The following is a 13300-nucleotide window of genomic DNA, read 5'->3' as shown; positions in this document are numbered from 1 at the left end:
GATTACGATAGTATAACAATGTCGATGTGTGTTTTTGACATCTTATTTAACAATTGGGTAAACACAGCCGTTTTTAAAATTAACTGATAAAACTTAAATTGAGGTTTACCTAAACATATGGTGGTAATGTTATGCGTTTCGGCGGTTTCCCAAATAGTTTTAGCGACATGATTGCTCTTAACCTTTAATAACTCGCCGCCTAATTGTGTAGCCAGCTTAAAGTTATTAATTAAATGCCGCTGCGCCGCCAAATTTATCTTGTCGCTGCTTTCGTTATCTTTTTGCACATACAGAACATACCATTTTGAGTGATAGTAAGAAGCAAGCCGGGCCGTTTTTCGGATAATTACTTTAGCGGTTTCTTCGTTAGTACTAATACAGGCCATAAACAGTTCTGGCCGCAATTTAAAGTTCTTAGGTATTTCAATGCTTATCTTTCGTTCCACCTGGCGAGCTACTTCTTTTAAAGCCAGCTCGCGTAATTGTAAAATGCGTTCCGACTGAAAAAAGTTATTCAGCGCGGTGGGCACTTTTTTAAAGTCGTATATCTTACCGGCTTTTAACCTGTCTATCAACTCATCAGCCGTCAGGTCAATATTAACCACTTCATCGGCCATTTGTAACACACGGTCGGGCACGCGCTCGGTAATGGCTACCCCTGTTATGGCTTCGACTTCTTCATTGAGGCTTTCTATATGCTGAATGTTAACGGCGCTAATTACATTTATACCGGCGTTTAATATTTCTATAACATCCTGCCAGCGTTTCTCGTTACTGCTGCCCCCTATATTAGTATGTGCCAGTTCGTCAACAATTACCACATCCGGGTGGTTGTTGATGATCTCTTTCAGGTTCATTTCTTCCAGTTCCTTGCCTTTATAAAAAAGTTTACGGCGTGGAATCACAGGTAGATCCTGTAATTGAGCTTCTGTTTCAAAACGTTTATGGGTTTCAATATAACCTATTTTTACATCAATACCATTACGGAGTAAAGCATGGGCCTCCACCAGCATCCGGTAGGTTTTGCCCACACCGGCACTCATCCCGATGTATATTTTAAATTTTCCCCTTTTTGACCGCTTGATCAACTCCAGGAAATGCTCAACCGACCGGTCTTTATCGCTGTCGCCCATTTTGTTATTTAATAAGGAGGTATTTAAAGCTGGCAATATTATTTTTATAAACGCGTGTATCTATTTTTTAAGCTGATCTAAAGCGACATTTAGTTTTAATACATTGATCTTTGATGGGCCAAACATACCCCACAGGGGCTTTTCGGTATGTTCGTTAACTAAAGCGGTGATCTCATCAGCAGGGAGGTTGCGCATTTTTGCAATACGGGCAACCTGTACATGCGCCGCGGTTGGGGACAAATCGGGATCTAAACCACTACCTGAAGCAGTAACTAACTCGGCGGGTATTGCTTCGCGTTTAATATCGGGGTTGTGCTTTGCAAACGTATCGATACGTGCTTGAACATCTTTTAGATAGTCGGGATTATTAGAGCCTTTATTTGAACCCGCCGAGCCGTCGGCGTGGTAATCAACGGCAGAGGGGCGTGTAGAAAAATATTCGTCCTTGGTGAATTTTTGACCTACGTTGGCATAACCAACTACTTTACCGTTCAACACAACGGTAACACCATTGCCATCACCGGGGGTTAACTTGCCTATGGCGAATATAAATAATGGGTATAAACCCCCTAATAATACAATCAGTATAACTGTGATTTTCAGGGATGGCAAAAAATAAGTTTTCATAATTTGAATGTTAGTATTAGATAAATAATGCTACAGCGAGATCTATAAGTTTTATTCCGATAAAAGGAATAAGAATACCGCCTAAACCGTAGATGAAGAGATTGCGGCGCAACAATGCACTGGCTCCAATGGGCTTATATTCAACCCCCCTTAGTGCCAGCGGAATAAGCATGGGTATGATCAACGCGTTAAAAATAACAGCAGAAAGGATGGCCGACTGCGGGCTGTGCAATCCCATGATATTTAGGGTTTTTAAAGCGGGTATAGATACCATAAATAAAGCCGGAACAATGGCGAAGTATTTTGCTACATCATTGGCTATAGAGAACGTGGTTAATGTACCACGCGTCATCAGCAACTGTTTGCCAATCTCTACAATCTCGATCAGTTTGGTTGGATCATTATCCAGGTCTACCATATTACCCGCTTCTTTGGCGGCTTGCGTGCCGCTGTTCATGGCTACGCCAACATCAGCCTGGGCAAGTGCCGGGGCATCGTTGGTACCGTCGCCCATCATAGCTACCAGTTTACCATCTTGCTGCTCCAGTTTAATGTAGTTCATTTTATCCTCGGGTTTGGCCTCGGCAATAAAATCATCAACGCCCGCCTTTTCGGCAATAAACCGGGCAGTAAGCGGGTTATCACCCGTTACCATTACCGTTTTTACGCCCATCCTGCGCAGGCGCTCAAAACGCTCGGCTATGCCGGGTTTAATAATGTCCTGCAGTTCTATCACACCTAATATTTGTTCGTTTTCAGAAACTACCAGGGGTGTACCACCTTTAGAAGATATTACACGAACTTGCTCAGCAGTTTCGGCAGGAAAAACGTTTCCGGCTTTTTCAGCTATATTACGAATAGAGTCAAATGCCCCTTTCCGGATGCGTAAGCCATCAGGCGTATCTAAGCCGCTTGAACGGGTTTCGGCAGTAAATTTGATGAACACCGAATTTTTAGGTGCCACAACCGATAGTATATTTTTCGAGGTCTCGGCAAGTTCAACTATTGATTTACCTTCCGGGGTTTCATCAGCCAGTGAACTTAATATGCAGGCTTTGCTAAACGCGATTTCGTCAACACCATTTGCCGGATAAAAATTGGTCGCCTTCCTGTTACCGATGGTAATTGTTCCTGTTTTATCTAATAACAGTGTATCTAAATCGCCGGCGGTTTCTACCGCTTTACCTGATTTTGTTATCACGTTTGCACGTAACGCCCTATCCATACCCGCAATACCAATGGCAGATAAAAGGCCGCCGATAGTTGTAGGTATCAAGCAAACAAAGAGCGAGATAAATGCCGCTATGCTAATTGGCGTATTGGCATAACTGGCAAAAGGTTGTAAGGTAACGCAAACAATAACAAAGATCAGCGTAAAGCCGGCTAATAAAATTGTAAGGGCAATTTCATTTGGTGTTTTTTGACGCGATGCTCCTTCAACCAGCGCTATCATTTTATCCAGGAAGCTTTCGCCGGGTTGGGTAGTTACCCTTACTTTTATGCGGTCTGACAATACTTTGGTACCCCCGGTTACGGATGATTTATCACCACCCGACTCGCGTATCACCGGGGCTGATTCGCCGGTAATTGCTGACTCATCGATAGTAGCGATACCTTCGATGATCTCGCCATCAGTAGGGATATTATCGCCGGTTTCGCAAATAAACACGTCACCTTTTTTTAATTGGGAAGACATTACCTGCGTTTCTTTACCATTCACCAACAAACGGGCAGGTGTTTCTTCGCGGGTTTTTCGCAAACTTTCGGCCTGGGCCTTTCCCCTGGCTTCGGCAATAGCTTCGGCAAAATTGGCAAACAATACAGTAAGCAGTAATACTATAAAGATAGAAAGGTTGTAACCAAAGCTCCCCTGGCCCTTATTAACTACCGAGTATAAGGTTACAAACAGCATTACTAAAGTACCAACCTCTACTGTAAACATTACCGGGTTGCGAACTAATATTCGGGGATCCAGTTTGATAAGAGATTGCTTGAAAGCCTCCCTTACCTGATCGCCCTGGAACAATGTATTTTGATTTAATTTCATTTTCTTTAGATCTAAAATTATTTAACGGAAACATGCTCGGCTATAGGGCCCAATGCCAGCGCCGGGAAAAATGATAGCGCAGCAACAATAAAGATCACGGCAAATATCATGATGCCAAATGTGACGCTGTCACTTTTCAATGTACCCGCAGATTGCGGAATGAACTTTTTATTAGCCAATAAACCGGCAATAGCAAGTGGCCCGATGATTGGTAAAAACCTACTGATAAACATTACAACCCCCGACCCAATATTCCAAAATATCGTGTTATCGGCTAAACCTTCGTAACCGGAACCGTTATTGGCGGCGCTGGATGTGAATTGATAAAGCATTTCGGAAAAGCCGTGAAACGACGGGTTAGCCAGCCATGCTCCCGGTTTAACCGCCCAACCCGCATTAGGATAATGAACAAGTAAGTATGATGCCGTGGCTGTACTTACCAAGATCATAAATGGGTGCAAAAGTGCTATCAGGGATGCGATTTTCATTTCCCGGGTTTCTATCTTCCTGCCCATAAATTCGGGGGTTCGCCCAACCATCAACCCGGAGATAAATACCGCGATGATGATAAAAATGTAAAAATTCAGATACCCTACGCCAATACCTCCATAAAACGCGTTGATCATCATATCAAACATCTGGCATACACCAGTTATGGGCATCATGCTATCATGCATGGCGTTAACAGATCCGTTGGAGGTAGCGGTGGTGCATATGCCCCAATAGGCGGATGCGATAGCGCCAAAGCGTACTTCTTTACCTTCCATGGCGCCACCACGTTGGTCAATACCCATATTTGTTATAGCAGGGCTGCCTTTCAGCTCGGCATTAATAGACGGAATAAGCATTATAAAAAAGCCTGCCGTCATCACACCAAATATCACCCATGATAGTTTTCTTCTTTTTAGGTAAAAACCTAATGAAAACACCAACGCTATAGGTATTAATGTAATGCTGATGTTCTTTACCATGTTGGTCAGGTAATTTGGATTCTCTAAAGGGTGTGAAGAATTGGCACCAAACCAACCGCCGCCATTTGTCCCTACCTGTTTAATGGCAATCATGGCGGCAGCCGGGCCGCGAGATACCCGCGCTGTATCACCCTGTAAAGTTATAAGGGTATCTTTCCCCTTATAACTGGTTGGCGTACCGTTAAATGAAAGGATAATAGCTAGCACGATACTTATAGGTAATAACACTCTTGTTATGCTCTTTAAAAAGAAATCCCAAAAGTTGCCCAACTTATCGGTCACCTTATCTTTCATTGCTTTAAATACTACCATCATGGCTGCAAAGCCGGTGGCCGCGCTTACAAAGTGCAAAAAGGTAAATACAAATAACTGCGTGTAATAGGTGGCGCCGGTCTCGCCCGAATAATCCTGCAAATTGGTGTTGGTTATAAAACTTATCGCCGTATTAAATGCCAGGTCTGGCGTTTGATTTGGGTTACCGTCTGGATTTAAAGGCAAATGATTTTGAAACAGCAGGCAGAAAAAAGCATAGAACAACCAAAGCGAATTTATGGTGAGCAACGCTTTAAGGTGCTGTTTCCAGTTCATTTCCTTTTCAGCATTAATCCCGCTTAATTTAAAGATGAAGCGCTCCGGCGAGGCCATAAAATTAAGCCATGTGCTTTCGCCGTTAAATATTTTTGCAATGTACCTGCCAAGAGGGATGGCTAAAAGGATGGTGATCATGTACATGACCACTACTCCGGATAATTCGGTGTTCATAGTTTAAAATTTTTCGGGTTTAAGCAGTACATAAACCATGTAAATAAACACGGCAATTGCAACGATGAATAATGCGATCATGATCAGATGGTTTCGAAGTAGTTAACGGTTTTAAAAAGCAGCCAAAAGAAGGCGATAAAGACAAGCACATAGGCTATTGTTAGTATTACATCCATGATGTTTAATTAATTTACAAGCCGCTTTACCAAAGAGGTGCCACAAAAACGGCGGTTCAATTAGTTTCCTATAAATCAACAGATTAACACTTAATTCTTTCGCCCCAAAATAAAAGACATAAAAAAAACCCTTCCAATTTGGAAGGGTTTTTTCATATCGGTAATGAAACAAAGCCAATTTTGAGGATTATTCTTTGCCTAACTGGTACTCGTCGATCTTTCGGTAAAGTGTCGTCAGCCCTATATCTAAAAGGCGTGCGGTTTCTGCTTTATTTCCTTTGGTAAAATGCAACATCTTATTAACGTGGTTTTTTTCGATAGCAGCGAGTGTATAAGATGAGGCGATTGCTTCTACGTCATCATAAAAATTCAGCGGGAGTAAATCAGGCGTCAGTATGGCACCGTCGCAAATTATTACTGCACGTTCTATAATGTTTTTTAACTCCCTGATATTCCCTTTCCACTTATGTTTTTCCAGTCGGTGCAAAAAATCCGGATTTATATCATTGATCCTCTGCCCTACCTTCCGGGTATACTCTTTCAGGTAGTGGTTGGCTAATAAGCCGATGTCATCTTTACGTTCATTCAGCGATGGCAGGTTGATCTGAAAAACAGATAAGCGATAAAACAGATCTTCCCTGAAATGGCCACTTTTAATTTCTGTCTCCAGTTTTCTGTTGGTAGCGGCAATTATCCTCACGTTTACTTTAGTTGTTTTTGTATCACCAACCTTAATAAATTCCCCCTGTTCTATAACCCGCAATATCTTTGCTTGCAGGTCTATATTCATTTCGCCTATTTCGTCCAGGAAAAGAGTCCCGTTATCGGCTTCTTCAAACAAGCCTTTTTTATCTTTGGCGGCACCCGTAAATGCACCGGCCTTATAGCCGAATATTTCACTTTCCAATAGTTCCTTACTAAACGAGCTACAATTTACAGCTACAAAGTTTAGGTTTTTCCGGGCGCTGTTATAATGGATAGCGTTTGCAAAGACCTCTTTACCTGTGCCTGTTTCTCCTAATAATAAAACAGTAGTATCAGTTACGGAAACTTTTTTTGCAAGGTCGATAGCCGCGCCTATTGCTTTTGAATGCCCGATGATTCCCTCGAACGTAAATTGCTTAACAATTTTTCTCTGAAGTTGAAAGAGCTGTAGTTGTAATTTTGCCTTATCTATTGCCTTGCTCAGCATCGGCAATATCTTATCGTTATCGTCTCCTTTGGTTATATAATCAAAAGCGCCGTTTTTAATAGCCAATACACCATCGGCAATGGTGCCAAAAGCCGTTAAGTTGATCACTTCAACGTATGGTTTTTTATCCTTGATCTGTTTAACCAGTTCCACACCGTTTATATCAGGTAATTTAACATCGCTGATAACGGCCAAGATGTCTTCCTGCGTTAATAATTTAAGGCCTTCTTTGCCCGTGTATGCCTGAAAAACTCTATATCCTTCCAGCTCAATTATCCGGGTAAGTAGGCCGTTTAATTTTTTCTCATCGTCAATAATGAGTATCGTTTGTTGCATTTTATAAAATTATATTTTTTTTCTGCCAAAGTTGCCTAAAACCAGTATCGCCAGAGATTACGATGGTAGCGTTTATAAACTCCAGTTTATTATTGGCAGGCGTCTGATCTCCGTTGTAACTTTCAAATACGTATTGGAAATAATTTTATTGAATGCGGCAGTCAATGTAATATAAGATTACATGCCCCGTTGGATGATGCCGCTTTGCTCATTGAACTGGCGAAACAATAATAAGATTTTTGGGCAAAAAAAAGCCCCGCGGACGTGCGGGGCTTTGCTCCTGAGCCTGGACTCGAACCAGGGACCCTCTGATTAACAGTCTATGGGAGGCACTTTTCAATACTTTGTTTTTTTGATAAATACTTATATATCAGATATTTATCAAAAATCAATTTTGTGATATTTTGCTGTTTTTTGCCATTTTTTGCCCATTTGTGTGAGAAATGTGTGAGAGTAAAACAGGTGATTTTGTGGGAAATTTGCGTAATTTCGCATGTTCTAAAAAATTTGTGTGAGAGAAATAGGCGTTTTTCCTAATTTTAATGAAAATGGCAGTAAAAGTTAACTTATATTTAGATGAACGGAAGGTTGAAACTGGTAAAAAGGCACCGGTAAAAATCAGGTTATACATCTCCCGTACCGATATCAGGCACTACCCTACAGACATCCACCTGACGGCTCAACAATTCCAACAATCTTATTTAACCGAAAAACCTAAAAAGGCATTTCAGGAAATTAAAATATCGTTAAGTGCGATAGAGGCTCGCGCAAATAAGATCATTACCAAAATGGATGGCCTATTTATCCTCGATAAATTTGAGCGCGAAATGTTTCGTTCTCAAGCCAGTACAACGGATGTATGTGCCTACTACCAGGATTACATAGATGAGCTGACCAGATATGGTCGCGCCGGTACGGCTTCCAACTACCGTTTGAGTTTAAAATCCATACTGGAGTTTGCCGGAAAGGATAATAGACCAGCATCGAGCCTTGCATTTTCTCGTGTTACGGTTGATTTTCTAAACAGGTATGAAAACTGGATGGTAGCCGCCAATAAATCCAAGACAACAGTAGGCATCTACTTACGGCCTTTAAGGGCTATATTCAATAAAGCTATTGAGGAAGGAAGCGTAGCTGCTGAACTATATCCTTTCAAAAAATACAAAATACCTACCGGTCAAAACATAAAGAAGGCATTAAGTAAAGACGAATTAAAGAAATTATATACTGCTCCAGTTGAACCAGGTAGCCCGAAAGAAAAAGCAAGGGACTTTTGGTTTTTCAGTTACCAGTGCAACGGGATGAATTTCCGTGACATTGCAGAATTAAAGTATAAAAATATCAACAAAAAATCTATTTCATTTTTGCGACATAAAACGCTTCATACCACTAAGGACAAACCCAGACCGATCATTATCCCTTTAACAGAAACAATAAAGGCGATTATAGAACGCTATGGAACACGTCCTTTTCTGCCTGATAATTACGTATTTCCGATATTAACTAAAAAGATGGATGAAGCAGAGAAGCTAAGGGTAAACCAAAATTTTATTCGCTTTGTCAATCAGCATATTCAAAACTTAGCGAAGGATTTGGAATTGGATGCCGATATATCTACCTATTACGCACGGCACTCATTCACAACTGCTGCTATTCGTAATGGCGCTAAAATGGAACTGATACAAGAAAGTTTAGGCCATCGTAGTTTGAACACTACGCAAAACTATTGGGCAGGTTTCGAAGATAATGTAAAACAGGAGATAGCGGATAAATTGATGGACTTTGGATAAAAATTAAAGTTCACTTTTCGTGAACTTATACTTATATTTGTTATTAGGATACATGAAAGTCCATTTGATTAAAAAACAGACTTTAGAAGATTTTGCACACAGGCATCCAAGGAGTAAAACTTCGCTGGAAGACTGGACAGAAAAACTAAAGCTTGCAGACTGGGAGCAACCAGGTGATATGAAACAAACATATAATACTGCTGATATCTTAGGTAAAAGCAGCAACCGGGTTGTTTTTGATATTGCCGGTAATAATTACCGAATGATCTGCAAATTTGTGTTCGGCGAAAAACAGGCGCATTTATTCGTTTGTTGGATGGGAACTCATGGGGAATACGATAAAATTTGCAAACTGGGCAACCAGTACACAATTAATCTTTATTAACATGGAAACAGCGACACTAAAATATACGATTATCAGGGGCAAAGATCAATACCAACAATATTGTAACCAATTGGAGACCTTACTTACTCAAGAAAACAATGAATCTGTACAAGATGAAATCGATCTTCTAACGCTATTAATCGAAAAGTATGATGAAGAGCATAATACGTTTAAGGAAGTTGACCCTATAGCGTTATTACGGTCTTTTATGCAAGACCATAATTTGAAGCCTCAAGATATGACTAAAATATTAGGAATTGGCAAAAGCTACGTATCTGATATTTTAAATTATAAAAAAGGTTTGTCTAAAGAAGTAATAAGAAAGCTGGCTGACTACTTCAAAGTAAGACAGGAGGCTTTTAATCGCCAGTACAAACTTGTTTCACCCGTAAACACACACCTGAGGAATGCGAGTGTTATGAATACAACCAAACAGCTGCAATTTATTAAACATTAAAAGCTCGATATTAGATTTTTTTATAGAAAATATTCTACACATAATTTGTTTTAATAGAAAATATTCTACAAATTAGCATGTGGCAAAGCAACTAATAAAAAAAAATCTACAATCATCCATAGATGAAATCCTATTCGGAAGTTCTGATAAGACGCTTTCCCAACAAATTAGTCGATTGGAAAAAGCCGGTAAAATCAAAAAGATAGCACCACGCATTTATACCTCAAACCTAAATGAACAACCTGAAGTATTAATAAAAAGAAACTGGTATAAAATACTTGCCCATCAATATCCGGGAGCATTATTAAGTCACCGCAGTGCTTTGGAATTTAAGCCTTCCCTATCGGGCGAAATTTTTATAACGTACAAATACACCAAAAACATTGTATTACCCGGCATTACCATACGGTCGTTAAAAGGTAAAGGGCCTATTAATGGCGATGCTTCATTTTTTAAAGACTTGTATGTTTCGCAGGAAGCAAGGGCATATTTGGAAAATATGCAATCTTCCACGCAAAAAGAGGATAGCTCGAAAATTCTTCCTAAAGAAGCTATAGAAGATAAACTGGATGCCATTGTTCGCATCAGGGGTGAAGAGGGGCTAAATAGCTTGCGTGACCGAGCGAAAATTGTTGCGGAGGAGCTTGATATGGGTAGGGAGTTTGAGCGGCTTAATAAGCTCATTGGCGCTTTACTTTCGAGCAACAGTATTAAACTACTATCATCACCGTTAACCAAGGCAAGGCTTTCAGGCTTTCCCTATGATCCCTCCCGCATCGATTTGTTTAATCACCTGTATGAACAACTTGCGTCAAACGAATATCCTGTTTATAAAGATCAAAATAGCTCAATCCACGCTTATCAGAACTTTGCTTTTTATGAAAGTTACTTTTCCAATTATATAGAAGGTACCATTTTTGAAATAGAGGAAGCCAAGGAGATTGTTTTAACGGCTACTCCTATGCCGTCGAGGGATGAAGATTCACATGACGTATTGGGGACTTACCAAATTGTATCCGACAAAAAAGAAATGAGCCGTTGCCCGGATACGGCAGAACAGTTAATCAGCATCCTCCGGCATAGGCACTCCATTTTACTAAGTGCCCGGACTTCTAAAACGCCTGGTCATTTTAAAGATAAAAATAACCGGGCAGGCAGCACCGAATTTGTAGACTGGCAACTGGTGCAGGGCACGCTTAAAAAAGGATTTGAATTGTATTCTATACTAAGAAATCCGTTTGCAAAAGCTGCCTATATGATGTTCCTGATTAGTGAAGTCCACCCGTTTTTAGACGGTAACGGAAGAATAGCCAGGGTGATGATGAATGCCGAATTAACATCAAAAGGGTTATCTAAAATTATCATCCCAACTGTTTACCGTGAAGATTATATGGGTGCTTTAAAAAAGTTGACCAAACAAGGGGAATCCGGGGCCTATATCAGAATGTTATTACGCGCCTACGAATTTAGCGCTACCGTACATCATGAAGATATGGATAAGATGGAATTATATTTGAAGGAATGTGATGCGTTTGAGGAACCGGCTTTGGGAAAATTAAACTATAAAGGGTAAGCAAAGCTTAATCCTTTTATACTCCGACAGGCAGTGCCGCCTTGATATAGAAGCGACAACCTTTGAACTCACCACCCCATATTTACCGCTTAAGCAACCAACAGCGCGAGCCGGGTAAATAGTCAAGGCCGGGCCACCGCTAAAAAACAAACAAAAATGGCCCGCTCTGCATGGCCTTTACTTTTTATCCCGGTGGTGGGCTATCTTCGCGGATGTGGTGAATATGGATTATTTTCAGTTTATAAAATAATATTCCGGTTCAAATTGACCAGTTATTCCCCTGGAAACTGACCACTCATAATTAAAGGATGTTAATTAAAATCCAGTTGACTTCAATTATACAAGTCATAAGACTATTTAATCCTACCCAACCATTCCATTAATAAACGTCTCTACAAAGTCTTTTATGCGTATTAAAATACTATCACCTCTTTTTTTACGTAGTAGTACACTTGGCTTTTCCCCATCTATCAAATCCAGTAGGTCATCCCTTAAAGGCTCCCTTTCTGCAAAAAGATAGTCTTCAATCAATTTTTCTGTTTTTTCCTTAGAAAGCTTTTCTTCGCTAATCAATCGCTCAAAAGCCAGCTTCTGTTCTTTATCCCAGTATCTGTCAAACTCCGTGGTTACTTCATCAGTATCTGTAATCAGTGGTAGGTTTTCTTCGATAAAACGTTCTATCAATTCACGTTTACTACGTAACGTAGTTTCTGTAGACAATAAATTAGCAATCTCTCTTTTCGTCTTTTCTGTATCGCCTTTATTCTGTGACTTGAGTTTAATCAGTAATTGAATGATATAATTGACGTTTATCTCGTCACGATGTATAAGCTCTAATTCAAAATCTACGTCTTCTAAAATAGAGACCCTTTCTTTCGTTTCTTTGGTACCTTCATAAATATCAAGGTATTTGCTTTTAAAATCCTCAAACTCCTGCTCAGGCATTTGCAGATCATCCCAGGTAAAATCCGCAAAAGAGGTAAGGATATTTTTAAGCCTCATCAAATTTCGAAAGGCTTTTACAAATTCCAGCTCGTCATCTTCACTTTGTAGATCATTTACATCATTTGGCGATGATGTAATATCCTTTAGCTTTTCGAAAGCTTCTTCAAATTCTTTTGCATAATCCTCGTACGGCTGCATAATGATTACTTCAATAGCATCCTTGTTACTGAATAAGGTTATAGCTTCATCAGTTCTATTTTTGAGATTACGAAAGGCAACGATATTTCCTTGGGATTTTTGTTCATTCAATATTCTGTTTGTACGGCTGTATGCTTGTATTAAACCATGATATTTAAGGTTTTTATCTACGTATAACGTATTTAACGTTTTGCTATCAAAACCAGTTAAAAACATGTTCACTACTAACAATATGTCAATTTTTCCGTCCTTTACCTGCTTGGAAATATCATTGTAATAATTGTAAAAACTTTCGCTGTCCTTCGTGCTGTAGGCACAGCCAAACATTTGATTGTAATCATTAATAAACTCGTCTAACTTTTCCCTGGCATGTGGTCGCAAATTGTAAATAGCTTGCGGTTCCTGAACTACCGAAACTTCTTCGGGGATAAAACCATTCGCTTCGGCATCTTCTTCGTTATTCGCATAACTAAAAATAGTAGCTACTTTTAATTGATGGGCTCCCTCTTCTTTTCGACGTTGAAAAAGACCATAATATTTAATCAACGTTTTCACACTATCCACACAGAACATCGCTGTAAAACGTTTGCTTTGTGTTTTTCGGTCATGATGTGCGATGATATAGTCCGTAATCTTCGTTAAGCGATTTTCATCTTCCATTAACTCCCTTGTATCAATATCTTCAACCTCAATATCTATAGCAGTTTC

At 39.9% G+C, this 13300-nt stretch carries 11 protein-coding genes; 4 read left to right on the top strand and 7 right to left on the bottom strand.

All coding sequences use genetic code 11. From position 1 onward, the window contains the following. Positions 1 to 2: 2 nt before the first annotated feature. The 6 genes from ABIB39_RS07880 to ABIB39_RS07855 all read right to left on the bottom strand — a co-directional run bounded on the left by ABIB39_RS07880 (position 3) and on the right by ABIB39_RS07855 (position 7244). Entirely contained in the window at positions 3 to 1133 is a 1131-nt protein-coding gene (locus ABIB39_RS07880; protein ID WP_354428822.1) for a sensor protein KdpD, read from the bottom strand. A gap of 60 nt (positions 1134 to 1193) precedes the next feature. Next, positions 1194 to 1760, bottom strand: coding sequence for a K(+)-transporting ATPase subunit C (locus ABIB39_RS07875; protein ID WP_354428820.1), 567 nt, complete (start codon positions 1758 to 1760; stop codon positions 1194 to 1196). A 16-nt stretch (positions 1761 to 1776) separates the two neighbouring features. Then, a complete protein-coding gene (kdpB, locus tag ABIB39_RS07870) occupies positions 1777 to 3807 on the bottom strand; it encodes a potassium-transporting ATPase subunit KdpB (RefSeq protein ID WP_354428818.1) in 2031 nt (676 codons plus the stop codon). Positions 3808 to 3824: 17 nt separating this feature from the next. Then, complete coding sequence (gene kdpA / locus ABIB39_RS07865; protein WP_354428816.1) at positions 3825 to 5540, bottom strand: potassium-transporting ATPase subunit KdpA; 1716 nt, start codon at positions 5538 to 5540, stop codon at positions 3825 to 3827. Positions 5541 to 5543: 3 nt separating this feature from the next. Further along, the gene (kdpF, locus tag ABIB39_RS07860; protein ID WP_169611101.1) at positions 5544 to 5621 is read right to left on the bottom strand and encodes a K(+)-transporting ATPase subunit F; all 78 of its coding nucleotides are present in this window, start codon (positions 5619 to 5621) and stop codon (positions 5544 to 5546) included. A 282-nt stretch (positions 5622 to 5903) separates the two neighbouring features. Beyond that, the gene (locus ABIB39_RS07855; protein WP_354428814.1) at positions 5904 to 7244 is read right to left on the bottom strand and encodes a sigma-54-dependent transcriptional regulator; all 1341 of its coding nucleotides are present in this window, start codon (positions 7242 to 7244) and stop codon (positions 5904 to 5906) included. A gap of 548 nt (positions 7245 to 7792) precedes the next feature. Here ABIB39_RS07855 and ABIB39_RS07850 point away from each other — a divergent pair. The 4 genes from ABIB39_RS07850 to ABIB39_RS07835 all read left to right on the top strand — a co-directional run bounded on the left by ABIB39_RS07850 (position 7793) and on the right by ABIB39_RS07835 (position 11449). After that, a complete protein-coding gene (locus ABIB39_RS07850; protein WP_354428812.1) occupies positions 7793 to 9034 on the top strand; it encodes a tyrosine-type recombinase/integrase in 1242 nt (413 codons plus the stop codon). A gap of 52 nt (positions 9035 to 9086) precedes the next feature. Next, the gene (locus ABIB39_RS07845; protein ID WP_354428810.1) at positions 9087 to 9419 is read left to right on the top strand and encodes a type II toxin-antitoxin system HigB family toxin; all 333 of its coding nucleotides are present in this window, start codon (positions 9087 to 9089) and stop codon (positions 9417 to 9419) included. A 1-nt stretch (position 9420) separates the two neighbouring features. Then, on the top strand, positions 9421 to 9876 hold the full coding sequence (locus ABIB39_RS07840; protein ID WP_354428808.1) for a helix-turn-helix domain-containing protein: 456 nt from the start codon (positions 9421 to 9423) through the stop codon (positions 9874 to 9876). 79 nt (positions 9877 to 9955) lie between these two features. Then, complete coding sequence (locus tag ABIB39_RS07835) at positions 9956 to 11449, top strand: Fic family protein (RefSeq protein WP_354428806.1); 1494 nt, start codon at positions 9956 to 9958, stop codon at positions 11447 to 11449. Between the two features lie 363 nt (positions 11450 to 11812). On the opposite strand, the gene ABIB39_RS07830 is transcribed toward ABIB39_RS07835, so the two are convergent. Then, positions 11813 to 13300: type I restriction endonuclease subunit R, EcoR124 family (locus tag ABIB39_RS07830; RefSeq protein WP_502916188.1), on the bottom strand; the 1488-nt coding region annotated here is incomplete at its 5' end.

The organism is Mucilaginibacter sp. UYP27, assembly GCF_040547175.1.
In the GTDB taxonomy this organism is placed as follows: Bacteria; Bacteroidota; Bacteroidia; order Sphingobacteriales; family Sphingobacteriaceae; genus Mucilaginibacter.
Note: the sequence above shows the minus strand (reverse complement) of the source record. Positions and strands in the feature narration are given on the sequence as shown.

Bases quoted from the DNA above. Each gene is read 5' to 3' on its own strand.
- kdpA (WP_354428816.1), bottom strand. From the start codon at position 5,540: ATGAACACCGAATTATCCGGAGTAGTGGTCATGTACATGATCACCATC.
- ABIB39_RS07845 (WP_354428810.1), top strand. From the start codon at position 9,087: ATGAAAGTCCATTTGATTAAAAAACAGACTTTAGAAGATTTTGCACAC.
- ABIB39_RS07850 (WP_354428812.1), top strand. From the start codon at position 7,793: ATGGCAGTAAAAGTTAACTTATATTTAGATGAACGGAAGGTTGAAACT.
- ABIB39_RS07855 (WP_354428814.1), bottom strand. From the start codon at position 7,244: ATGCAACAAACGATACTCATTATTGACGATGAGAAAAAATTAAACGGC.
- kdpB (WP_354428818.1), bottom strand. From the start codon at position 3,807: ATGAAATTAAATCAAAATACATTGTTCCAGGGCGATCAGGTAAGGGAG.
- ABIB39_RS07880 (WP_354428822.1), bottom strand. From the start codon at position 1,133: ATGGGCGACAGCGATAAAGACCGGTCGGTTGAGCATTTCCTGGAGTTG.
- kdpF (WP_169611101.1), bottom strand. From the start codon at position 5,621: ATGATCGCATTATTCATCGTTGCAATTGCCGTGTTTATTTACATGGTT.
- ABIB39_RS07875 (WP_354428820.1), bottom strand. From the start codon at position 1,760: ATGAAAACTTATTTTTTGCCATCCCTGAAAATCACAGTTATACTGATT.
- ABIB39_RS07840 (WP_354428808.1), top strand. From the start codon at position 9,421: ATGGAAACAGCGACACTAAAATATACGATTATCAGGGGCAAAGATCAA.